At 71.8% G+C, this 20,806-nt stretch carries 21 protein-coding genes; 16 read left to right on the top strand and 5 right to left on the bottom strand.

Annotated features, from left to right (window positions below):
* Genes B5M43_RS10525 through B5M43_RS10510 form a run of 4 tightly spaced genes read right to left on the bottom strand, consistent with a single transcriptional unit; the run spans position 1 to position 4,065 of the window.
* The gene (locus B5M43_RS10525) at positions 1-738 is read right to left on the bottom strand and encodes an ABC transporter ATP-binding protein (protein WP_055992307.1); all 738 of its coding nucleotides are present in this window, start codon (positions 736-738) and stop codon (positions 1-3) included.
* Positions 735-1,727, bottom strand: coding sequence for an ABC transporter ATP-binding protein (locus B5M43_RS10520; protein ID WP_055992309.1), 993 nt, complete (start codon positions 1,725-1,727; stop codon positions 735-737). Before B5M43_RS10520 ends, B5M43_RS10525 begins: the two co-directional genes overlap by 4 nt.
* A 19-nt stretch (positions 1,728-1,746) precedes the next feature.
* Positions 1,747-2,727, bottom strand: coding sequence for a branched-chain amino acid ABC transporter permease (locus tag B5M43_RS10515; RefSeq protein WP_055992523.1), 981 nt, complete (start codon positions 2,725-2,727; stop codon positions 1,747-1,749).
* A 9-nt stretch (positions 2,728-2,736) separates the two neighbouring features.
* On the bottom strand, positions 2,737-4,065 hold the full coding sequence (locus tag B5M43_RS10510) for a branched-chain amino acid ABC transporter permease (protein ID WP_055992312.1): 1,329 nt from the start codon (positions 4,063-4,065) through the stop codon (positions 2,737-2,739).
* A gap of 284 nt (positions 4,066-4,349) precedes the next feature.
* Here B5M43_RS10510 and guaB point away from each other — a divergent pair, with 284 nt between their 5' ends.
* The 6 genes from guaB to guaA all read left to right on the top strand — a co-directional run bounded on the left by guaB (position 4,350) and on the right by guaA (position 10,502).
* Positions 4,350-5,852 carry an IMP dehydrogenase gene (gene guaB, locus B5M43_RS10505; protein ID WP_055992315.1) on the top strand — a complete coding sequence of 501 codons (1,503 nt, stop codon included), beginning with the start codon at positions 4,350-4,352 and terminating at the stop codon, positions 5,850-5,852.
* Between the two features lie 91 nt (positions 5,853-5,943).
* Positions 5,944-6,213 carry a DUF2277 domain-containing protein gene (locus tag B5M43_RS10500; protein WP_134746014.1) on the top strand — a complete coding sequence of 90 codons (270 nt, stop codon included), beginning with the start codon at positions 5,944-5,946 and terminating at the stop codon, positions 6,211-6,213.
* 101 nt (positions 6,214-6,314) lie between these two features.
* Entirely contained in the window at positions 6,315-7,439 is a 1,125-nt protein-coding gene (locus B5M43_RS10495) for a GuaB3 family IMP dehydrogenase-related protein (protein ID WP_055992318.1), read from the top strand.
* Between the two features lie 80 nt (positions 7,440-7,519).
* Positions 7,520-8,317, top strand: coding sequence for an SURF1 family protein (locus B5M43_RS10490; RefSeq protein WP_082543153.1), 798 nt, complete (start codon positions 7,520-7,522; stop codon positions 8,315-8,317).
* 47 nt (positions 8,318-8,364) lie between these two features.
* On the top strand, positions 8,365-8,892 hold the full coding sequence (locus B5M43_RS10485) for a DUF3817 domain-containing protein (protein WP_134746015.1): 528 nt from the start codon (positions 8,365-8,367) through the stop codon (positions 8,890-8,892).
* Positions 8,889-10,502, top strand: coding sequence for a glutamine-hydrolyzing GMP synthase (gene guaA / locus B5M43_RS10480; RefSeq protein WP_055992324.1), 1,614 nt, complete (start codon positions 8,889-8,891; stop codon positions 10,500-10,502). The genes B5M43_RS10485 and guaA overlap by 4 nt, the downstream gene beginning before the upstream one ends.
* A gap of 118 nt (positions 10,503-10,620) precedes the next feature.
* Here the strand turns inward: guaA and B5M43_RS10475 are convergent, their stop codons facing one another.
* Complete coding sequence (locus B5M43_RS10475; RefSeq protein ID WP_134746016.1) at positions 10,621-11,538, bottom strand: LysR family transcriptional regulator; 918 nt, start codon at positions 11,536-11,538, stop codon at positions 10,621-10,623.
* Positions 11,539-11,705: 167 nt separating this feature from the next.
* On the opposite strand from B5M43_RS10475, the gene B5M43_RS10470 reads away from it, so the two are divergent.
* The 10 genes from B5M43_RS10470 to B5M43_RS10425 all read left to right on the top strand — a co-directional run bounded on the left by B5M43_RS10470 (position 11,706) and on the right by B5M43_RS10425 (position 20,785).
* Entirely contained in the window at positions 11,706-13,073 is a 1,368-nt protein-coding gene (locus tag B5M43_RS10470; RefSeq protein WP_134746017.1) for an MFS transporter, read from the top strand.
* The gene (locus B5M43_RS10465) at positions 13,070-13,828 is read left to right on the top strand and encodes a 3-hydroxybutyrate dehydrogenase (protein ID WP_134746018.1); all 759 of its coding nucleotides are present in this window, start codon (positions 13,070-13,072) and stop codon (positions 13,826-13,828) included. The genes B5M43_RS10470 and B5M43_RS10465 overlap by 4 nt, the downstream gene beginning before the upstream one ends.
* A 122-nt stretch (positions 13,829-13,950) precedes the next feature.
* On the top strand, positions 13,951-14,838 hold the full coding sequence (locus tag B5M43_RS10460; RefSeq protein WP_055992333.1) for a formate/nitrite transporter family protein: 888 nt from the start codon (positions 13,951-13,953) through the stop codon (positions 14,836-14,838).
* A gap of 74 nt (positions 14,839-14,912) precedes the next feature.
* On the top strand, positions 14,913-16,199 hold the full coding sequence (locus B5M43_RS10455; RefSeq protein ID WP_134746019.1) for a histidine kinase: 1,287 nt from the start codon (positions 14,913-14,915) through the stop codon (positions 16,197-16,199).
* Positions 16,187-16,864, top strand: coding sequence for a response regulator transcription factor (locus B5M43_RS10450; protein WP_134746020.1), 678 nt, complete (start codon positions 16,187-16,189; stop codon positions 16,862-16,864). The genes B5M43_RS10455 and B5M43_RS10450 overlap by 13 nt, the downstream gene beginning before the upstream one ends.
* A complete protein-coding gene (locus B5M43_RS10445) occupies positions 16,861-17,745 on the top strand; it encodes a hypothetical protein (RefSeq protein ID WP_134746021.1) in 885 nt (294 codons plus the stop codon). Before B5M43_RS10450 ends, B5M43_RS10445 begins: the two co-directional genes overlap by 4 nt.
* A gap of 77 nt (positions 17,746-17,822) precedes the next feature.
* Positions 17,823-18,170 carry a helix-turn-helix domain-containing protein gene (locus tag B5M43_RS10440; RefSeq protein ID WP_134746022.1) on the top strand — a complete coding sequence of 116 codons (348 nt, stop codon included), beginning with the start codon at positions 17,823-17,825 and terminating at the stop codon, positions 18,168-18,170.
* A 78-nt stretch (positions 18,171-18,248) separates the two neighbouring features.
* Positions 18,249-18,878, top strand: coding sequence for a ClpP family protease (locus B5M43_RS10435; protein ID WP_134746023.1), 630 nt, complete (start codon positions 18,249-18,251; stop codon positions 18,876-18,878).
* Positions 18,878-19,468, top strand: coding sequence for a ClpP family protease (locus B5M43_RS10430; RefSeq protein WP_134746024.1), 591 nt, complete (start codon positions 18,878-18,880; stop codon positions 19,466-19,468). Before B5M43_RS10435 ends, B5M43_RS10430 begins: the two co-directional genes overlap by 1 nt.
* A gap of 33 nt (positions 19,469-19,501) precedes the next feature.
* Complete coding sequence (locus tag B5M43_RS10425; RefSeq protein ID WP_205829498.1) at positions 19,502-20,785, top strand: alpha/beta fold hydrolase; 1,284 nt, start codon at positions 19,502-19,504, stop codon at positions 20,783-20,785.
* Positions 20,786-20,806: the final 21 nt, after the last annotated feature.

Here is a 20,806-nt window from a genome sequence, read left to right as displayed (position 1 = left end):
TCAGGCGCCGAGTGTGCCGAGGTAGAGCTGCGTGACCTTCGGGTCGTTGAGCAGCTCGCGGCCCGTGCCCGTGTAGGCGTCGCGGCCCTGGTCGAGCACGTAGCCGCGGTCGCAGATCTGCAGGCAGCGGCGGGCGTTCTGCTCGACCATGATGCAGGTCACGCCGGCCTTGTTGATCTCCGAGACGCGCAGGAACGCCTCGTCCTGACGCACGGGCGAGAGGCCCGCGGAGGGCTCGTCGAGCAGCAGCACCTTCGGGTCCATCATGAGCGCGCGGCCCATGGCGACCATCTGGCGCTCGCCGCCCGAGAGGCCCGACGCGCGCTTCTTGAGGCCGCCCCCCTTCGCGAGGTCGGGGAACAGGCTCATCACGAAGTCCACGCGCTCCGTGAACATCTTCGGCTTCTGGTACGCGCCCATCTGCAGGTTCTCCTCGATGGTGAGCGAGGGGAACACGTTGTTCGTCTGCGGGACGAAGCCGACGCCCTTGGCGACGAGCTTGTCGGCCTTGAGGCCCGTGATGTCCTCGCCGGCGAGCGAGATGCTGCCGCCGCGGATCTTCACCTGGCCGAAGATCGCCTTCAGCAGCGTCGACTTGCCGGCGCCGTTGGGGCCGATGATGCCGATCAGCTCGCCCTGATGGGCGGTGAGCGTCGCGCCGTTGAGGATGTTCACGCCCGGCAGGTAGCCGGCGTGCACGTCGTCGACGAGGACGACCGGGGTCTGGTCCGTGCTCACTTGTCGTCCTCCTTCTCGGCCTCGGCGGCCGCCTCGGCCTCGGCCGCCGCCTCGGCCTCGATGACCTCGGCGCCCACGGCCGCGGAGGCCTCGGCGTCGGTGGTCGGGTCGGCCTCGACGACCGGGATGCGGCCGGTCACGACGCCGAGGTCGAGCTCCTGGTGCGCGCCCAGGTACGCGTCGATCACGGCCGGGTTCTTCATGACCTCGTCGGGGGCGCCCTCGGCGACCACCTTGCCCTCGGCCATCACGACGACCCAGTCGGCGATGTGGCGGACCATGTGCATGTCGTGCTCGACGAACAGCACCGTCATGCCCTCGTCCTTCAGGTTGAGGATGTGGTCGAGCAGCGACTCGGTCAGGGCCGGGTTCACGCCCGCCATCGGCTCGTCGAGCATGACGAGCGTCGGCTGGGTCATGAGCGAGCGGGCCATCTCGAGCAGCTTCTTCTGGCCGCCCGACAGCCCCGCCGCGAGGTCGTCGCGCTTGGCGTCCAGCTTGAACTTGACGAGCAGCTCCTCGGCGCGCGCCTCGGTGTCGGCGTCCTGCTTGCGCCACAGCGCCGGGATCAGACTGTGCCAGAAGCGCTCGCCCACGTGGTTCTGCTGGCCGAGCTTCATGTTGTCCATGACGCTCAGTCGGCCCAGCGCCTTGGTGAGCTGGAACGTGCGGACCAGGCCCATCCGCGCCACCTTGTGGGCCGGGACGTGCGCGAGGTCGTGACCGTCGTACGACCAGGTGCCCGCATTGGGCTTGTCGAAGCCCGTCAGCAGGTTGAACAGCGTGGTCTTTCCCGCGCCGTTGGGGCCGATCAGCGCCGTGATCGCGCCGCGCGGGATCTCGAGGTGCTCGACGTCCACGGCCGTGAGGCCGCCGAACGTGCGCTTGACGCCGTCCGCGACGATGATCGGGTCGACCTTCTTGACGCCGGGGGCCGCCTCGCCCACGTGCAGGCCCGTGGTCTTGGGCCGCGGCACGGATGCGGTCACCGGCTGCCGGGGAGTGTTCTCAACGGACAAAGGTCAGCTCCTTCTTGTCGCCGAGGATGCCCTGCGGCATGAAGACGACCAGCAGCATCAGCGCCACCCCGACGAGGATGAAGCGCAGCGTACCCGCCTGGACGTCGGTCATGAAGGGGATGATGTCGGCCTTGGTCAGCGCCGGCAGGAAGTTGGACAGGAACGTCTGGATCACCCAGAAGATGAGCGATCCGAGCAGCGGCCCGAACACGGTGGCCGCGCCGCCGAGCAGCAGCGCCGTCCACACGAAGAACGTCAGCGACGTGACGTAGACGCCGGGGCTCACGGCCGACGGCAGCGCGTACACGACGCCGCCCGCGGCCATGATCACGCCGCCCAGCACGAGCGACTGCATCTTGTACGAGAAGACGTTCTTGCCGAGCGAGCGGATGGCGTCCTCGTCCTCGCGGATGCCCTTCATCACGCGGCCCCACGGGCTGCGCGTGAGCATCCACACCACGAGCGCGGCGAACGCGAGCGTCAGAATGCCCATGATGCGCACCCACCACTGCGTCTCGTTGTACGCCCACGGGCCGAAGCCGTACGTGCCGTCCGGGATCGGGTTCGACTCGCGGAAGCTGCCGTGGTAGCCCGCGAGGCCGTCGGCCGATCCGGTGACGGCGTCGAAGGTGGTGGTGAGGAACAGCAGGCGCAGCACCTCGGCCGCCGCGATGGTCGCGATGGCGAGGTAGTCGCCGCGCAGGCGCAGGGTCGGGATGCCGAGGATGAGCGCGAACACGGCCGCGGCCGCGAGGCCGACGAGCGCCGCGAGCCACCACGGGAAGCCGAACGTGAGGATCGAGATCGCGTAGCCGTACGCGCCGAGCGCCATGAAGCCCGCGACGCCCATGTTCAGCAGGCCGCCGTAGCCGAAGTGCATGGCGAGGCCGAGCGCCGCGAGGGCGTAGCCCATGGTGGCGGGGCTGAGGATCGATGACAGCGTGTTGTCGAAGATCTGGGACCAGTTCATGAGCGGCACCTATCCGATTCGCTCGCGGCGGCCGAGGATGCCCTGCGGCCGGACCAGAAGGATGATGATGAGGACCACGAGCGCGCCCGCGTAGCGCAGGTCGGCCGGGATCCAGAGGCTCGACGCCTCGACGAGGACGCCGATGATGATCGAGCCGACGAGCGCGCCGAACGCCGTGCCGAGGCCGCCGAGCGTGACCGCCGCGAACACGAGCAGCAGGATCTGGGCGCCCATGTCCCAGCGGATGCCGGGGCGGTAGTACGCGTACAGGATGCCCGCGAGGCCCGCCAGGGCGCCCGAGATGATCCAGACGACGCGCACGACGCGGTCGACGTCGATGCCGCTGGCGGCGGCGAGCGACGGGTTGTCCGAGATCGCGCGGGTCGCCTTGCCGAGGCGGCTGCGGGTGAGCCACAGCGCGAATGCGACGATGACGACGATCGAGATGCCCATCGAGACCAGGTCGTTGAGCGTGGTGCTCACGGCCCCGCCGAGGGGGATGGACACGGACGGCACCATCGCCGGGAGCTGCTGCGTGTCGCCGCCGATGAAGAACTGGAACACGTACCGCAGCGCGAGCGACAGACCGATCGACAGGATCATCAGCTGCACGACGCCGACGCCCTTGCGGCGCAGCGGCCGCCAGATGCCGATGTCGAGCACGAGGCCGAGCAGGGCGCTCAGGATGATCGCGACGGGGATGCCCAGCCAGACCGGGAGGGCGAGCGACGCCGGTCCCACCAGGAACAGGGCCGCCACCGCGCCGAACGTCACCATCTCCGCGTGCGCGAAGTTCGAGATGCCGGTCGTGCCGAACACGAGCGAGAGGCCGACCGCGGCGAGGCCGAGCATGAGGCCGAAGTTGAGGCCCAGCAGCAGACGCTGCAGCAGCTGGTCGAAGAAGCTCGTGACGTTGCGCTCGCCCTCGCCGATGAAGAAGTTCACGGTGAGGCGGCCGCCCTGGCCCATCTCGGCGGTCGTGACGTTCGGGGCGCCGTCGCCGTCCGTGTCCTCGACCACCGCGATGCCCTCGGGCAGGGTCTGCTCGTCGAGCGTGACCGTGTACTCGACGCCCTTCTCGGGCACCTTGACCGACCAGCGGCCCTCGTCGTTGGTCTCGACGTCTTGGACGCCGCCGGGTCCGTCGATGCTCAGCGCCACGCCCTCCAGGGGCTCGCCGTCGAGCTGGACGTTTCCGCTGATCGTGTACGGGTCCCCCTCGGCCGCATGGGCGGCGGTGGGCAGCAGCAGGGCCGCGAAGAGGGCGGCGAGGAAGGTCGCGAGGGCGACGATCGCACCAGATCGGGTACGCCTCGGGGAGGCGGTTCTGGGGTTCATGGATCCTCCGGTCCACGGACGGCGGTGGGGTGGGCCGCCCGGGGTGGTATGAACGGGTCGTTCAAACGTAAGACCCTAATGTGTCCTGAACATTTCCTGATAGCGATCCGTGACCTTCGGGGGCGATCTGCTACCGGCTGGCCGATATCTTCCGAGCGTTCTGCTCCGCGGAATAGTTCCAGGGTCCGGAGCCTTAGAATCCGTATACGGGGGAGGATGTCATACCCGGGCTCCTCCCGCGATACGAGCGCAGCCCAACTCGCATCGGCAGGAGAAGCGGCCCAATGACTGACCACGATCCGTTCGGCTTCGTCGGACTCACCTATGACGACGTCCTGCTCCTTCCGGGGCACACGGACGTGATCCCGAGCGAGGCCGACACGTCGTCCCGCCTGACGCGCAACATCCGCGTCGCCGCTCCGCTCCTCTCGAGCGCGATGGACACCGTGACCGAGGCCCGCATGGCGATCGCCATGGCCCGCCAGGGCGGCATCGGCATCCTGCACCGCAATCTGTCTATCCACGACCAGGCCGCCGCGGTCGACCGCGTCAAGCGCAGCGAGTCGGGCATGATCACCGACCCGATCACGACGCACCCCGACGCGACGATCGCCGAGGTCGATGCCCTCTGCCGCAAGTACCGCATCTCGGGCCTGCCCGTCGTGGACGCGGACGGCCGCCTGGTGGGCATCGTCACCAACCGCGACATGCGCTTCGTGTCGGAGTTCGAGCGCACCACGACGCTCGCGAAGGACGTCATGACGGCCGAGGGCCTCGTGACCGGCCACGTCGGCATCACGTCGGGCGAGGTCGTCGCGCTGTTCGCCAAGCACCGCGTCGAGAAGCTGCCGCTCATCGACGACGAGGGCAAGCTCGCCGGCCTCATCACCATCAAGGACTTCGACAAGAGCGAGAAGTACCCCAACGCCACGAAGGACCCGCAGGGCCGCCTGCGCGTCGGCGCCGCGATCGGCTTCTTCGGCGACGCGTGGGAGCGCGCCGAGGCGCTGCGCGACAAGGGCGTGGACGTGATCGTGGTCGACACGGCCAACGGCCAGTCGCAGGGCGTGATCGACATCGTCAAGCGCCTCAAGGCCGACCCGTCGTTCGCGCACATCGACATCGTCGGCGGCAACGTCGCCACCCGCGAGGGCGCCCAGGCGCTCATCGACGCGGGCGTCGACGCCGTCAAGGTCGGCGTGGGCCCGGGCTCCATCTGCACCACCCGCGTGGTCGCGGGCGTGGGCGTGCCGCAGATCACCGCGATCTACGAGGCGTCGCTCGCCGCGCGCCCGGCCGGCGTGCCGGTCATCGCGGACGGCGGCCTGCAGTACTCGGGCGACATCGCGAAGGCGCTCGTCGCCGGCGCCGACACCGTGATGCTCGGATCGCTGCTGGCCGGCACGGAGGAGTCGCCCGGCGACATCGTGTTCCAGGGCGGCAAGCAGTTCAAGATGTACCGCGGCATGGGCTCGCTCGGCGCGATGCAGACGCGTGGCAAGCAGACCTCGTACTCGAAGGACCGCTACTTCCAGGCCGACGTGCCGAGCGACGACAAGCTCATCCCCGAGGGCATCGAGGGTCAGGTCGCCTACCGCGGCCCGCTCTCGGCCGTGGTCTACCAGCTGGTCGGCGGCCTGCGTCAGTCGATGTTCTACGTCGGCGCGCGCTCGATCGAGGAGCTCAAGGCGCGCGGCAAGTTCGTGCGCATCACCTCGGCGGGCCTCAAGGAGTCGCACCCCCACGACGTCCAGATCGTGGTCGAGGCGCCGAACTACAAGCGGTAGTCCGCGCTCGCACGACGGTCGATGAGAGGGGCCGCGGGGGCGACCCTGCGGCCCCTTTCGCGCGTCCGAGGGCCGGACTAGCCTGACCGGCATGTGCCGGAGCATCCACACCCTTCACAACTTCGAGCCGAAGGCGACCTCGGAGGAGGTGCACGCCGCGGCCCTGCAGTACGTGCGCAAGATCGCGGGCACGACCAAGCCGTCGAAGGCGAACAAGGACGCGTTCGACCACGCTGTGCACGAGATCGCGCACATCACGCAGCACCTGCTCGACGCGCTCGTGACCACCGCGCCGCCGAAGAACCGCGAGGTCGAGGCGGAGAAGGCGCGCGCCCGCGCCGCCGGCCGCTACGCGGCGTGATTCTCTTCTCACGCCCCCTCCCCGGAGGTCCGAGCCCGGCCGAGTGAGCGGAGCGAGTCGAGGCCGCGGGCCCCGTTCCCGGGCGACGGTAGGCTGGAGCGGTGACCACGGAGATCGAGCTGGGCCGCGGCAAGCGGGCACGACGGGCGTACGCGTTCGACGACATCGCGGTGGTGCCGTCGCGCCGCACGCGCAACCCCGAGGACGTGTCGACCGACTGGTCGATCGACGCCTTCCACTTCGGCATCCCCGTGCTGGGCGCGCCGATGGACTCGGTGGTCAGCCCGCGCACCGCGATCATGCTGGGCCAGCTCGGCGGCCTGGGCGTGCTCGACCTCGAGGGCCTCTGGACCCGCTACGAGGACCCGGAGCCCCTGCTCGCCGAGATCGCGTCGCTGCCCGACGAGGTCGCCACGAGCCGGATGCAGCAGCTCTACGCCGCGCCGATCAAGCCCGAGCTGGTGACCGAGCGCATCAACGAGATCCGCGCCGCCGGCGTCACGGTCGCGGGAGCGCTCAGCCCGCAGCGTACGCAGGAGCTGTACGAGACGGTCGTCGCGGCCGGCGTCGACCTGTTCGTGATCCGCGGCACCACGGTGTCGGCCGAGCACGTCTCGAGCGAGGCCGAGCCCCTGAACCTCAAGAAGTTCATCTACGACCTGGATGTGCCGGTGATCGTGGGCGGCGCGTCCACCTATACGGCCGCGCTCCACCTCATGCGCACGGGCGCCGCGGGCGTGCTGGTCGGCTTCGGCGGCGGGGCCGCCTCGACCACGCGCACGACGCTCGGCATCCACGCGCCGATGGCGAGCGCGGTGGCCGACGTCGCCGGCGCGCGCCGCGACTACCTCGACGAGTCCGGCGGCCGCTACGTGCACGTGATCGCCGACGGCGGCGTGGGCACGTCGGGCGACGTCGTCAAGGCGCTCGCGATGGGCGCAGACGCGGTCATGCTCGGCGTCGCGCTCGCGCGCGCGACCGACGCCCCCGGCAAGGGCTTCCACTGGGGCCCCGAGGCGCACCACCCGAAGCTGCCGCGCGGCCGTCGCGTGAAGGTGCCGCAGGTCGGCACCCTCGAGGAGGTCCTGTACGGCCCGGCCGCGCAGGCCGACGGCACCGCGAACCTGATCGGCGCGCTGCGCAAGTCGATGGCCACGACCGGCTACTCCGACCTGAAGGAGTTCCAGCGCGTCGAGGTCGTCGTGGCTCCGTACGAGCGCGCCTGACCCGCCGCCCCGACGTGACCGACCCTGACGCCGCGGGCGAGGCCGACGCACTGGTCTTCCCGCCCACGCTGCGGGAGGTCATGCTCCGGCCGCGGTGGATCGCGATGCTCGCGCTCTGCCTGGCCGTCGCGGGCGTGTTCGCCTGGCTCGGGCAGTGGCAGCTGTCCAGCGCGGTCGACACCGACCCGATGCCAGCCGGCGCGACCGAGGAGGTGCGCCCGATCGCCGAGGTGGTCGAGCCCGGGCAGTACCTCGAGGAGCCGCTGGTCGGCCAGCGCGTCGAGGTCGAGGGCCGCTGGGTGCCGCGCGACTTCATCGTCGTGTCGTCGCGCTTCAACGACGACGTCGAGGGGTTCTGGGTCACGGGGCAGCTGCGCGTCGAGGGTGCGGCCGAGCCCACCTCGCTCGCGGTGGCGATCGGATGGACCGAGACGCGCGAGCGGGCGGACGCCGCCGTCGCGGCCCTGGACGCGGCCGCGCGCTCCGGGGATGGCGCCGTCACGCTGACCGGGCGGATCATCTCCGACGAGGGCCCTGCCCTGCCGCCCGCGGGCGCGGACCCCCTCGAGCAGACCCGGATGTCGCCCGCCGCGCTGCTGAGCCGCTGGCACGAGGCCGACGGGTCGCCCGTCGCGCCGATCGACGTGTACCGGCCCTACCTGACGGCATCCGACCCCACCGGCGGCCTGGCGGACGCCGGTCTCGACGAGATCTCGTCGCCCGCGCCCGAGCTCGGCAGCCCGGTCAACTGGCTCAACGTCTTCTACGCCGCCGAGTGGGCGATCTTCGCGGGCTTCGCGTTCTACCTCTGGTACCGCCTCGCCAAGGACGCCTGGGAGCGCGAGGTCGAGGGCGACGTCGACCTCGACGAGGAGTAGGCCCGGGGCGGATCGGACGCCCAGCCGCCGCCGATAGACTGGTGTCCATGCCGCAGCCCAAGCTCGCCACCTTCCCGCAGATCCGGGGCGCGCTGCGGTTCTACCAGATCTGCTCCGTCATCACCGGCGTCGGCCTGCTGCTGCTCGTGGCCGAGATGATCCTGAAGTACACGCCCCTGCACGTGGAGCTCTTCCTCGGCGGCTCGGGCGGCTTCCTCTGGTTCGCCGACGTGATCGCGCAGGACTGCGTGTGGTACTCGCAGTTCGTGCCCGGCTCGACCGCCTGCGAGATGATCTCGACCGGCGACGGGATCAACTTGTCGCTCGGCATCCTGATCGTCCACGGCTGGTTCTACGTCGTGTACCTGTTCGCCTGCTTCCGCGTGTGGAGCCTGATGCGGTGGCCGTTCGGCCGCTTCATCCTGCTCGCCGGCGGCGGCGTCATCCCCTTCCTCTCCTTCTTCATGGAAGTCCGCGTCGCTCGCGACGTGAAGCGCTATCTGGCCGAGCGCGAAGCCGCGGCCGCCGAGAAGGCCGCTGCCAAGGCCGCATCCCCACAGGAGGTCGCTTCGTGACCGAAGCCCGCACCGCCCCGTCCGGGGGCGACGTCTCCGACGACACCGCCCAGCGCCCCGTGCTGGTCGTCGACTTCGGCGCCCAGTACGCGCAGCTCATCGCGCGCCGCGTGCGCGAGGCCGGCGTGTTCAGCGAGCTGATCCCGCACACGGCCACGGCGGAGGAGATCGCCGCGCACGACCCGGTGGCGATCATCCTGTCGGGCGGTCCCTCGTCGGTGTACGAGCCCGGCGCCCCGACGCTCGACCCGAAGGTGTTCGAGCTCGGCGTCCCGACGCTCGGCATCTGCTACGGCTTCCAGGTGATGGCCCAGGCCCTGGGGGGCGAGGTGGCCAACACCGGCCTGCGCGAGTACGGCGCCACGGATGCCGCGCTCGTCGGCGACGGCGGCGTGCTGCTGGGCGGCCAGCCGGAGCAGCAGAACGTCTGGATGAGCCACGGCGATCAGGTCGCCCAGGCCCCGGAGGGCTTCGAGGTGCTCGCCTCGACCGCCGCGACCCCGGTCGCCGCGTTCGGCAACGCCGAGAAGTGCTTCTACGGCGTGCAGTGGCACCCCGAGGTCAAGCACAGCGACTACGGTCAGAAGGTCATCGAGAACTTCCTGCACAAGGCGGCGGGCCTCCCCGCCGACTGGAACGCGGGCAACGTGATCGCCGAGCAGGTCGAGCGCATCCGCCGGCAGATCGGCTCCGCGCGCGTGATCTCGGCCCTGTCGGGCGGCGTGGACTCGGCCGTCTCCACCGCGCTCGTGCACCGCGCGGTCGGCGACCAGCTCACCGCCGTGTTCGTGGACCACGGCCTCCTCCGCAAGGGCGAGCGCGAGCAGGTCGAGAAGGACTACGTCGAGTCGACGGGCGTGCGCCTCATCACGGTCGACGCCGAGGACACGTTCCTCGGCCACCTCGCGGGCGTCACCGACCCCGAGGAGAAGCGCAAGATCATCGGCCGCGAGTTCATCCGCGCGTTCGAGAAGGTGCAGAAGGACCTCATCCGCGAGGCGGCCGCCGAGGGCGAGCCCATCAAGTTCCTCGTGCAGGGCACGCTGTACCCCGACGTCGTCGAGTCGGGCGGCGGCACCGGCACCGCGAACATCAAGAGCCACCACAACGTCGGCGGCCTGCCCGAGGACCTCGAGTTCGAGCTCGTAGAGCCGCTCCGGACGCTGTTCAAGGACGAGGTCCGCGCGATCGGCCGCGAGCTCGGCATCCCGGAGGCGATCGTCGGCCGCCAGCCGTTCCCCGGCCCGGGCCTCGGCATCCGGATCATCGGCGAGGTCACGCGCGAGCGCCTCGAGATCCTGCGCGAGGCCGACGCGATCGCCCGCGAGGAGCTCACCAAGGCCGGTCTGGACGGCGAGATCTGGCAGTGCCCCGTGGTGCTGCTGGCCGACGTCCGCTCGGTGGGCGTGCAGGGCGACGGCCGCACGTACGGCCACCCCATCGTGCTGCGCCCCGTCTCGAGCGAGGACGCCATGACCGCCGACTGGACGCGCCTGCCGTACGACGTCCTCTCGAAGATCTCGAACCGCATCACGAACGAGGTGCGCGAGGTCAACCGCGTCGTGCTCGACGTCACGTCGAAGCCCCCGGGGACGATCGAGTGGGAGTGATCCCGCCCCTTTCGTGAGAGCACGTGTCCTGAGCGAGGACACGTGCTCTCTGCGTCGAGAGGGCGTGTCGTCGCTGACAACACGTGTTGTGAGGGGCCGGGGGTGTGGTGCCCGCGGCTCAGGGGGCGCGCTCGCCCAGGAGGACCTCGCGCTGGGCGGCGGTCTCCGCCACGATGGCCTCCATCACGGCCGCGACGGCGGGCCGCCGCCAGCTCTCGAGATGCACCACGGCGAAGTAGGGGAGGCGGTCGTGCACCTCATCCGGCAGCAGCCGCACGAGATCCGGGTGCCGCGATGCCATGAAGCAGGGCAGGAAGCCGATCCCCGCGCCCGCGCGGGTGGCCTCGAGGTGCACGAACACGTTGGTCGAGGTCAGCGCGTCGCGGATCCCGGGCAGCAGCCGGCGGGGCGCGTCGAGCGCGTCGACCTGCAGCATCGAGTCGACGAAGTAGACCAGGCGGTGCCCGAGCGCCTCCTCGACCGACGCGGGCGCGCCGTGGCGCGCCACGTAGTCGCGCGACGCGTACAGCCCGAGCGCGTACTCGCCGAGCTTCACCGCGCGGGCGCGGCTGACCTGCGGGGTGCCGACGACCACCTCGATGTCGACGCCGGAGCGGTGCTGCGCGGCCAGGCGCGTGACCGTGACGATCTCGACCGAGAGATCCGGATGCCTCTCCCGCAGCCGGGCGATCGCCGGGGACGCGATGTAGGCGGCGAAGCCGTCGGTCGTCGACATCCGCACGACGCCCGTCACCATGTCCTGCTCGCTCTCGTCGCCGCCCAGCGCGGACATGGCCGCGGCGATCGTCTCGCCGGCGCGCACCGCGCGCTCGCCCAGCCGTGTGAGCTCCCAGCCGTCGGCGCCGCGCACCAGTACGCGCCCGCCCAGGGCGTGGTCGAGCGCCGCGATGTTGCGGGCCACCGTGGTGTGGGTGAGGCCCAGCGCCTGCGCCGCGGTCGTGTACCGGCCGGAGCGCGCGACCTCGAGCAGCACGAGCAGGTGCTCGGGGGAGGGCGCGGGCGACGGTGCGGGCATGGAGGCCACGGTACCCCCCGATGTGCAGAATCGTTCACCGCGTGTGCCGAGTTGACCATTGTGTGCACATGCGGGGATCGCGAGGATCGTGACGTCACGCGACCCGTGACCCGCGCACCGGCAGAGCGGCCGGCGCGACGTCGATGAAGACGACCCAGGAGGATCCCATGGCTGCCGACAGCGCGCCGTCCACATCCGCACCCGCCCGCGACCAGTCCCTGCTGCGCAGGGTGGTGGCCGCCTCGATGGCGGGCACCGTGGTCGAGTGGTACGACTTCTTCCTGTACTCGACCGCGTCGGCGCTGGTCTTCTCGAAGGTGCTGCTGCCGCAGATGGGCAACGTCTACGACGGCATCATCGCCGCCTTCGTGACGTACGCGGTCGGCTTCGCGGCCCGTCCGCTCGGCGGCATCGTGTTCGGCCACATCGGCGACCGCCTGGGCAGGAAGCACACCCTGCAGCTGACCATCATGCTGATCGGCGTCGCCACGGTGCTGATGGGATGCCTGCCCACGTACCAGCAGATCGGCGTCGCCGCGCCGATCGCGCTCGTGCTGCTGCGCTTCGTGCAGGGCCTGGCGCTCGGCGGCGAGTGGGGCGGCGCGGTGCTGCTGGTCGGCGAGCACGCCCCGGACGACCGGCGCGCGACCTGGACGGCCTGGCCGCAGGCCGCCGTGCCCGTCGGCAACCTGCTCGCCACGCTCGTGATGGGCGTGATGTCGGGCGTGCTCAGCGAGGAGGCGTTCCTCGGCTGGGGCTGGCGCGTCGCGTTCTGGCTCTCGGCCCTCGTCGTGCTCGTCGGGTACTGGATCCGCACGACCGTGTCCGAGTCGCCCCTGTTCGAGGCCGCGCGCAGCGAGCAGTCCGCCGAGGAGTCGGCCGGCTACGGCGTCGTCGAGGTGCTGCGCCGCTACCCCCGCCAGGTGCTGATCGGGATGGGTCTGCGGTTCGCGGAGAACATCATGTACTACCTGGTCGTGGCCTTCTCGATCGTGTACCTCAAGGAGGGGCTCGGGATGGACACCACGTCGGTGCTGGGCCTGATCGCGATCGCGCACGTCAGCCACTTCGTCGTGATCCTCGCCGCGGGGCGCGCGATCGACGCGCTCGGCCGCAAGCCGGTGTACCTCGCCGGCGCCATCCTCGGCGGCACGTGGGGCTTCTGGGCGTTCCCGCTGCTGGGCACCATGAGCACGCCGCTCATCCTCGGCGCGATCATCGTGGGCCTCGCGTTCCACGCCATGATGTACGCCGGCCAGCCCGCGATCATGGCCGAGATGTTCCCGACCCGCACCCGGTACTCCGGGGTGTCGATCTCGTACCAGGTGACGTCGATCTTCGCGGGCTCGCTCGCGCCGATCCTCGCGACCACGTGGCTGCGGGACACGGGGTCGTGGGTGCCGACAGCGGTGTACCTGCTGGTCGCGGGCGCCGTCACGGCCGTCGCGGTGCTGATGCTGCGCGAGACGAAGGGGGCCTCCCTGACCGAGCTCGACGCCGCCGATGCGGCGCGGCGCGAGCGGGTGCCGGCGTGACGGATCCCGCGGCGACGCTCGCCGGCCGGAAGGCGCTCGTCACGGGCGGCGCCTCCGGCATCGGCGAGGCCGTCGCCGCCGAGCTCGCGGCCCGCGGCGCGCACGTCACGGTCGCGGACGTCGCCGCCGACGCCGCCGAGCGCGTCGCGGAGCGGATCGGCGGCACCGCCTGGGCCGTGGACCTGTCGGACACGACGGCGCTCGACGACCTGTCGCTCGACGTGGACGTCCTGGTCAACAACGCGGGCATCCAGCACGTCCGGCCCCTCGAGGAGTTCGAGCCCGACGCGTTCCGGCGCCTGCACGCGATCATGCTGGTCGCGCCGTTCCTGCTGATGCGGGCGGCGCTGCCGGGGATGTACGCGCGGGGCTGGGGGCGGATCGTGAACATCTCGTCGGTGCACGGGCTGGTCGCCTCGCCGTACAAGAGCGCGTACGTGTCGGCCAAGCACGGCCTCGAGGGGCTCAGCAAGGTCGCCGCGCTCGAGGGCGGTCCGCACGGCGTCACGAGCGTGTGCGTCAACCCCGGCTACGTGCGCACGCCGCTCGTCGAGAAGCAGATCGCGGATCAGGCCGCCGTCCACGGCATCGGCGAGGACGAGGTGCTGGAGCGCGTGCTGCTGGCCGAGCAGGCCGTCAAGCGCCTGGTCGAGCCGCACGAGGTCGCGTCCCTCGTCGGCTGGCTGACGGGACCGGACGGCGCGATGGTCTCGGGCGGCTCCTGGACCATGGACGGGGGCTGGAGCGCCAAGTGATCTCACACCCCGCCGCCGCGGCGGGTGAGGGAATCTGTCGCTGCCTGTAACGTGCGGGCGCGGGTGGGCGTAACGACCGTGGGCGATCCTGGGGGACGACCCAGCCCCCGAGGAGTCCCGCCATGTCGTACGTGAAGCCCGCCGAACTGATCACGCAGATGATCGACGCCGGCGAGTCCAAGGTCCTGATGTCGACGCGCGACACCCTGATCCGCGCCTTCATGGGCGGCGCGACGCTGACGATCGCGGCCGCGTTCGCGGTGACCGTGTCGACGAACACGGGGCAGCCGCTGATCGGCGCGCTGCTGTTCCCGGTCGGGTTCGTGCTGCTGTACCTGCTCGGCTACGACCTGCTCACGGGCGTGTTCACGCTGGCTCCGCTCGCGCTGTTCGACCGCCGCCCCGGCGTCACGCTCGGCGGCATCGGGCGCAACTGGGGCCTCGTGTTCCTCGGCAACTTCGGCGGCGCCTTCACGGTCGCGGTGCTGATGGCGATCTACTTCACGTACGGCTTCACGACCGAGCCGAGCGCCGTCGGGCAGGCGATCGGCGAGATCGGCCACGGCCGCACCGTCGGCTACGCGGAGCACGGCTTCGGCGGCATGCTGACCCTCTTCGTCCGCGCGATGCTGTGCAACTGGATGGTCTCGATGGGCGTGGTCGCGGCGATGATCTCGACCACCGTGACGGGCAAGGTCCTCGCGATGTGGCTGCCCATCATGCTGTTCTTCTACATGGGCTTCGAGCACTCGATCGTGAACATGTTCCTGTTCCCCGTCGGCCTGCTGATGGGCGCCGAGTTCACGCTGATGGACTACCTGATCTGGAACGAGATCCCGACCGTGCTGGGCAACCTGGTCGGGGGCCTGAGCTTCGTGGGCCTGATGATCTTCGCCACGCACGGCCGCACCGCGCCCAAGCGGGTGGTGCTGACCCGCCCGAACGGCAAGAGCTTCGCGGCGTCGCCGACCCGCGTCCCGGCCCACATGGCCGACCAGGCGCGCGACTGACTTTCCGGATAACCCGAACGGGAGCGGGGGCTCCCTCGGCGGTGCGGCGAGCGCCTCCGGCCTAGCTTTGAGGCATGACCTCACAGCCCACCTCCGCTCCCGCCCGCCGGATGCCGGAGCACGCCTCGCCGGCGCGGCTCGCCGGTGCCGCGGCCCATCTCGCGGCGCTCGGCGTCGTCGGCCCGATCGTCGTCACGATCCTGGCCACGCTGTTCGGCCTCGGGCTGGGCCTGCTGCCCGTGCTCGGCATCGGCCTCGTCTTCCTCCTCGCCTTCGTCTACGGCCTGTTCGTCGTCGCCGCCCTCGAGACCGCCCGCATCGACGGGCTGTACGGCGCCGGCCTGCCCCCGCTGCGCGCGCGGCGGGCGCAGCGCCCCGGCTTCGGCGGGTTCCTGCGGATGGTGTGGGCGCAGTTCACCGACCCGGCCATGTGGCGCGCGCTCGCGAACGCCGCCGTCGCCACCATCCTCGGCATGCTGACCCTGCCGGTCGCGGCGCTCCTCGCGTCGAGCGTCGCGCTCGCCTTCTCGCCGCTCTACGCGACCGAGGGCGTCGCGAGCCTCGCGGTGTTCGACCTGCTCGACCTCGACATCCCCACCGCGTGGGCGCCGCTGGTCGGCATCCTCGGGTTCCTGGCGGCCGCCGCCGCGCTGCTGGGCCTGGCGCTCCTGCACGGCGTGCTGGCGCGGGTCATCATCGTCCCGGCCCGCGAGGCACAGCTGGCCGAGCAGGCCCGGGTGTCCGACGCGCAGCGCGCCGGCGCCATGCGCGCCTCCGAGGTGGAGCGCACGCGCATCGAGCGCGATCTCCACGACGGCGTCCAGCCCCGGCTCGTCTCGGTCGGGATGACCCTGGGCCTGGCCCAGCAGAAGATCGCCAGCGACCCGGACGCCGCGCGGGCCCTCATCGAGGAGGCGCACACCTCCACGAAGGCCGCCATCACCGAGCTGCGGCAGCTGGCGCGCGGCATCCACGCATCCGTGCTCGACGACCGGGGGCTCGACGCGGCGCTGTCCGCGCTCGCCGGCCGCTCGCACATCCCCGTGCACCTCGACGTGCGCATCGACGGGCGCTGCAGCCGCGACGCCGAGGCGGCCGTGTACTTCGCGATCGCCGAGTCGCTCACGAACGCGGCCAAGCACTCGCGCGCCGGCGGATGCCGCGTCACGGTGCGCCGACGCGAGGACGGCACGCTGTGGGCCCGCGTCGAGGACGACGGCCTGGGCGGCGCCCGCATCCTGCCCGGCGGCGGCCTCGACGGCATCTCGAACCGCGTGCTCGCCGCCGGCGGCACGTTCCGCCTCGACAGCCAGCAGGGCGGGCCGACGGCTCTGGAGGTGAGCGTCCCGTGCGCATCCTGATCTGCGAGGACTCCGTCCTGCTGCGCGAGGGCCTCGTGCGCCTGCTCGAGGACGGCGGCCACACGGTCGTCGCCTCGCTCCCCGACACCGCCGGCCTCACCGAGGCGGTCGACGAGTACGACCCCGAGCTGTGCATCCTCGACGTGCGGCTCCCGCCGACGTTCACCGACGAGGGCATCCGCGCCGCGCTCGAGCTGCGCTCCCGCCGCCCGCACCTCCCCGTGCTCGTGCTGTCGCAGTACGTCGAGGAGCGCTACGCCAGCGAGCTCATCACGAGCCCGGGAGGCGCGCTCGGCTACCTGCTCAAGGACCGCGTGGCCGACGTGTCCGAGTTCCTCGAGTCGGTCGATCGCATCGGCCAGGGCGCCACGGTGCTCGACCCCGAGGTGGTCGCGCAGCTGCTCACGCGGCGGCGGCAGGACGACCGGATGGCGCACCTCACGGAGCGCGAGCGCCAGGTGCTCGCCCTGATCGCCGAGGGCAAGTCCAACCAGGCCATCGCGTCGCTGCTCTTCCTCTCCGAGGGGAGCATCGAGAAGCACATCACCTCGATCTTCCAGAAGCTGGGCCTCGAGCCCGACGAATCCGGCAACCGTCGCGTGCTCGCGGCGCTGGCCCACATCGAACGGAGCGGCGGATCGCCGCAGACAGGATCGGCACGATGAACGACATGCTCACCCCTCCCGCGGCCCCAGCGGCTCCCGCGGCCCCCACGCCTCCGCCGCCGTCCGGGACGAGCCCCGGCGGCGCCGGCCGGGTGGTGTCGATCCTCGCGATCGTCCTGGGCGCGCTCATCCTGCTCGGCACCGTGACCGGCGCCGTGGTGGGCACGGTCCGCGACGCCCTGCGCCAGAGCGGCACGTGGACCGCGGACGCGAGCGGCATCAGGTCGCTCGACGTGGAGGCGGCCGCCTCGCTCGTGACGATCGAGTTCGGCGACGTCGACGAGGCCGTGCTCGAGGTCACCGACGCGCGGCGCGGGGACTGGCGGCTCGAGCGCGAGGGCGACCGGCTCGTGCTGCGCAGCCCCGACCGGATGTTCGGCTGGGGCCCCGACTGGACGTGGGGCGGCTGGGGCGACGACGGCGAGACCGCCGTGCTGACGCTGCCCGAGAGCCTGCGCGACAGCGGGCTCGACGCCGACCTCGCGCTGTCGGCCGGCGAGCTGCGGGCCGACGGCGAGTTCGGTCGCCTGGCGCTCGAGCTCGGCGGAGGCGCGATGCACGTGACCGGCTCGGCCGAGACGCTGCACGCCGACGTGAGCGCGGGGCAGACCCAGATCGACCTCGAGGGCGTGACCGAGGCCACCTTCACGGTGTCGGCCGGGCGCCTGTTCGGCGACCTGACGGGCGACGCACCGGACGCGGTCGCGATCGACGTCAGCGCCGGATCCCTCGAGCTCGAGCTGCCCGACGACGAGTACGACGTGCGCTCGGACGTGTCGGCCGGCTCGTTCGACAACGGCCTGGACGTCGCCGCCTCCGCGCCGCACGAGGTCACGGTCGAGGTCTCCGCCGGCCGCGTGCAGCTCACCGAGGGCGACTGACGCCGCACCGCGCGCATCCCGTTCTGCTGTCGGCGGAACGGGATGCGCGCGTCCGCGCCCGCGCCTACCGTGAGGCCATGGCCGAGCTGCTGCCCCTGCGGAAGTCCCCGACCGTCGCGCCCGCGGAGCCGGATCCGCTGTGGCGCCACCTGGCCGGCGACCGGCTGCGGCGCATGCGACGCGAGCGGGGTGAGACCCTCGCCGAGGTCGCGCGCCGGGCGGGCATCTCGGTGCAGTACCTCTCCGAGATCGAGCGGGGCCGCAAGGAGCCCTCGAGCGAGATGGTCGCGGCCGTGCTGGGGGCGCTGGGCGGCACGCTGCTCGACCTGACGGCCGGCATCGCCGAGGACCTGCGCGCCGCAGCCCCGGATCGCGCGATCCACGGCGTCGCGCTGTCGGCCGGGGCGCTGGCGCTCGCCGCCTGAGCGGCGCCTCTGCCCACGGCGGATCGGCCCACGGCGGATCCGGCCCCGCGGCGGCCCGCCGCGGCGCACGCTGGGCGCATGGCTGACGAACCGAAGATCCCGCAGTTCACCCCCGAGGCCCGCCGCGAGCTCGCGCACCGCCGCGTGCTGATGCTCGACGGGCCGCTCGACGACGACAACGGCACCCTGCTGGCGACGCAGCTGCTCGCGCTCGCCGCGGAGGATCCAGTCTCCGACATCGCGCTCTGGATCCACTCGCCGGGCGGATCCGTCGCGTCGATGCTCGCGATCCGCGACATCCTGCGGCTGGTGCCGTGCGACGTGTCGACCCTCGCGATCGGCATGGCGGCCAGCGCGGGCCAGTTCCTGCTCACCGCCGGCACTCCGGGAAAGCGCCGCGCGCTGCCGCACGCGCGCATCCTGCTGCACCAGGGCTCGGCCGGCATCGGCGGCACCGCGGTCGACGTGGAGCTCCAGGCCGAGGACCTGCGGCACATGCGCGACACGGTGCTCGGGATCACGGCCGCGGACACGGGCCAGCCGCTCGAGCGCGTGTTCGAGGACTCGCTCCACGACCACTGGTACACGGCCGGCGAGGCCCTGGAGTACGGGTTCATCGACGCGATCGTGGAGCGCTTCGACGAGATCATGCCGCGCCCGCGGTCCCGCATCGGGATCGGCGCCGACGTGCGGACGGAGGCCGCGTGATGTCCACCTACCCCATCCCCAACGTGATCGCGCGGGACCCGCGCGGCGAGCGCATCCTCGACGTGTACTCGCACCTGCTGTCGGAGGGCGTGGTGTACCTCGGCACGGCGATCGACGCCGGCGTCGCGAACGCGCTCATCGCGCAGCTGCTCCACCTGGAGGCCGACGCCCCCGACCGCGAGATCCAGCTCTATCTCAACTGCGAGGGCGGCGATCCCTCGGCCATGCTCGCGATCCACGACACGATGCGGTACATCCGGCCGGACGTCGCGACGACGTGCGTCGGCCAGGCGGTCGGCGCGGGCGCCGTGCTGCTGGCCGCCGGGGCCGCGGGGCGCCGGGCGATCCTGCCGCACGCGCGCGTCGTGCTGCACCAGCCCGGCGCGCAGAGCCGGGGAGCCATCCCGGACCTGATCCTGCACGCCGACGAGCTCGTGCGCGTGCGGGGCGACATGGAGGAGATCCTCGCCGCGCACACGGGACGCACGCGCGAGCAGCTGCGGCACGACACCGACCGGGACCGCGTGTTCACGGCCGCGGCGGCGGTGGAGTACGGGCTCGTCGACCGGGTGCTGGCGCGCCGCGAGTGACGTCACCCGGCGGCGGCGGGGCAGGATGGTCGCATGACGACCACCTCCTATCGGATGCGCGACCGGATCATCCGGGACCACACCGTGACCGTGCCGCTCGACTGGTCCGCGCCGGACGACGGCCGGACCATCGAGGTCTTCGCGCGGGAGGTGGCGGACGTCGAGCGCGTGGACGCGCCCGTGCTGGTGTTCCTGCAGGGCGGGCCGGGCGGCAAGGGCCCCCGGCCCATGCCCGGCGGCGACTGGATCGACGAGGTGCTGCACACGCACCGCGTGCTGCTGCTCGACCAGCGCGGCACGGGCCGCTCCACGCGGATCGAGACCTCGTCGGTCGCGGGGCTGACGCCGGAGGAGGGCGCGGAGCTCCTCATGAAGTTCCGCGCCGAGCAGATCGTCGGCGACCTCGAGCACATCCGCCGCGAGATCTACGGCGGCGTGCGCTGGGAGACACTCGGGCAGAGCTACGGCGGGTTCCTCACGCTCACGTACCTGTCGCTGCACCCGGAGGCGCTGTCGGCCGCGTACGTCACGGGCGGCCTGACCTCGTTCGAGCCCGACGCGACCGACGTCTACCGGCGCACGCTGCCCCGCGTGGCGGCCAAGACCGCCGAGTTCTACCGGCGCTATCCGCAGGACGCCGACACGGTCGCGCGCATCGTCGACGTCGTCGAGGGCTCGGACGTGCGCCTGCCCAGCGGCGACCGGCTCACGGCTCGGCGCCTGCAGACGCTGGGCATCGAGTTCGGGATGCAGCCCGGCTACGACCGCGTGCACTGGATGCTCGACGAGGCGTTCACCGCGCGGGGGCGGCTGAGCGAGAGCTTCCTCGCCGAGGTCGACGCGCACACGCAGTACTGGGGCGCGCCGCTCTACGCGCTGCTGCAGGAGGAGATCTACGCCGACGGCCCCGGGGCCACGGCGTGGGCCGCCGAGCGCGTGCGCGCCGAGCTCGGCGGATTCGAGGCGGCCGGCGCGCCCGTGCCGTTCACGGGGGAGATGTTCTTCCCGTGGCAGTACGACGAGATCGCGTCGCTGCGGCCGTTCCGCGACGCCGCTCACGCGCTCGCCGAGCGGGAGGACCATCCGCGCCTCTACGACCCGGACCGGCTGCGCCGAAACGAGGTGCCGCTCGCGGCGGCCATGTACTACGACGACATGTACGTCGACTTCGGCTATGCCGAGGACGCCGCGGCGGCGATGCCGAACACCTACCTGTGGGTGACCAACGAGTATGAGCACGACGGCCTGCGCCAGGACACCCGCGTCGTCCGCACGCTCATCGACCGCGTGATCGCCGAGGGCGGCCCGCTCGCCTGAGCGGATCGAGCGGCGCCCATG

This window comes from Microbacterium sp. MEC084 (assembly GCF_004514465.2).
Classification (GTDB): domain Bacteria; phylum Actinomycetota; class Actinomycetes; order Actinomycetales; family Microbacteriaceae; genus Microbacterium.
The sequence above is the reverse complement of the archived record's forward strand: the minus strand, read 5'-3'. Positions and strand labels throughout refer to the sequence as shown.

What these genes read in the sequence shown, in the direction of transcription:
- B5M43_RS10515 (WP_055992523.1), bottom strand. Translation starts at nt 2,727, where the DNA reads ATGAACTGGTCCCAGATCTTCGACAACACGCTGTCATCGATCCTCAGC.
- B5M43_RS10510 (WP_055992312.1), bottom strand. Translation starts at nt 4,065, where the DNA reads ATGAACCCCAGAACCGCCTCCCCGAGGCGTACCCGATCTGGTGCGATC.
- guaB (WP_055992315.1), top strand. Translation starts at nt 4,350, where the DNA reads ATGACTGACCACGATCCGTTCGGCTTCGTCGGACTCACCTATGACGAC.
- B5M43_RS10500 (WP_134746014.1), top strand. Translation starts at nt 5,944, where the DNA reads ATGTGCCGGAGCATCCACACCCTTCACAACTTCGAGCCGAAGGCGACC.
- B5M43_RS10490 (WP_082543153.1), top strand. Translation starts at nt 7,520, where the DNA reads ATGCTCCGGCCGCGGTGGATCGCGATGCTCGCGCTCTGCCTGGCCGTC.
- B5M43_RS10485 (WP_134746015.1), top strand. Translation starts at nt 8,365, where the DNA reads ATGCCGCAGCCCAAGCTCGCCACCTTCCCGCAGATCCGGGGCGCGCTG.
- B5M43_RS10475 (WP_134746016.1), bottom strand. Translation starts at nt 11,538, where the DNA reads ATGCCCGCACCGTCGCCCGCGCCCTCCCCCGAGCACCTGCTCGTGCTG.
- B5M43_RS10470 (WP_134746017.1), top strand. Translation starts at nt 11,706, where the DNA reads ATGGCTGCCGACAGCGCGCCGTCCACATCCGCACCCGCCCGCGACCAG.
- B5M43_RS10460 (WP_055992333.1), top strand. Translation starts at nt 13,951, where the DNA reads ATGTCGTACGTGAAGCCCGCCGAACTGATCACGCAGATGATCGACGCC.
- B5M43_RS10455 (WP_134746019.1), top strand. Translation starts at nt 14,913, where the DNA reads ATGACCTCACAGCCCACCTCCGCTCCCGCCCGCCGGATGCCGGAGCAC.
- B5M43_RS10445 (WP_134746021.1), top strand. Translation starts at nt 16,861, where the DNA reads ATGAACGACATGCTCACCCCTCCCGCGGCCCCAGCGGCTCCCGCGGCC.
- B5M43_RS10440 (WP_134746022.1), top strand. Translation starts at nt 17,823, where the DNA reads ATGGCCGAGCTGCTGCCCCTGCGGAAGTCCCCGACCGTCGCGCCCGCG.
- B5M43_RS10435 (WP_134746023.1), top strand. Translation starts at nt 18,249, where the DNA reads ATGGCTGACGAACCGAAGATCCCGCAGTTCACCCCCGAGGCCCGCCGC.
- B5M43_RS10430 (WP_134746024.1), top strand. Translation starts at nt 18,878, where the DNA reads ATGTCCACCTACCCCATCCCCAACGTGATCGCGCGGGACCCGCGCGGC.
- B5M43_RS10425 (WP_205829498.1), top strand. Translation starts at nt 19,502, where the DNA reads ATGACGACCACCTCCTATCGGATGCGCGACCGGATCATCCGGGACCAC.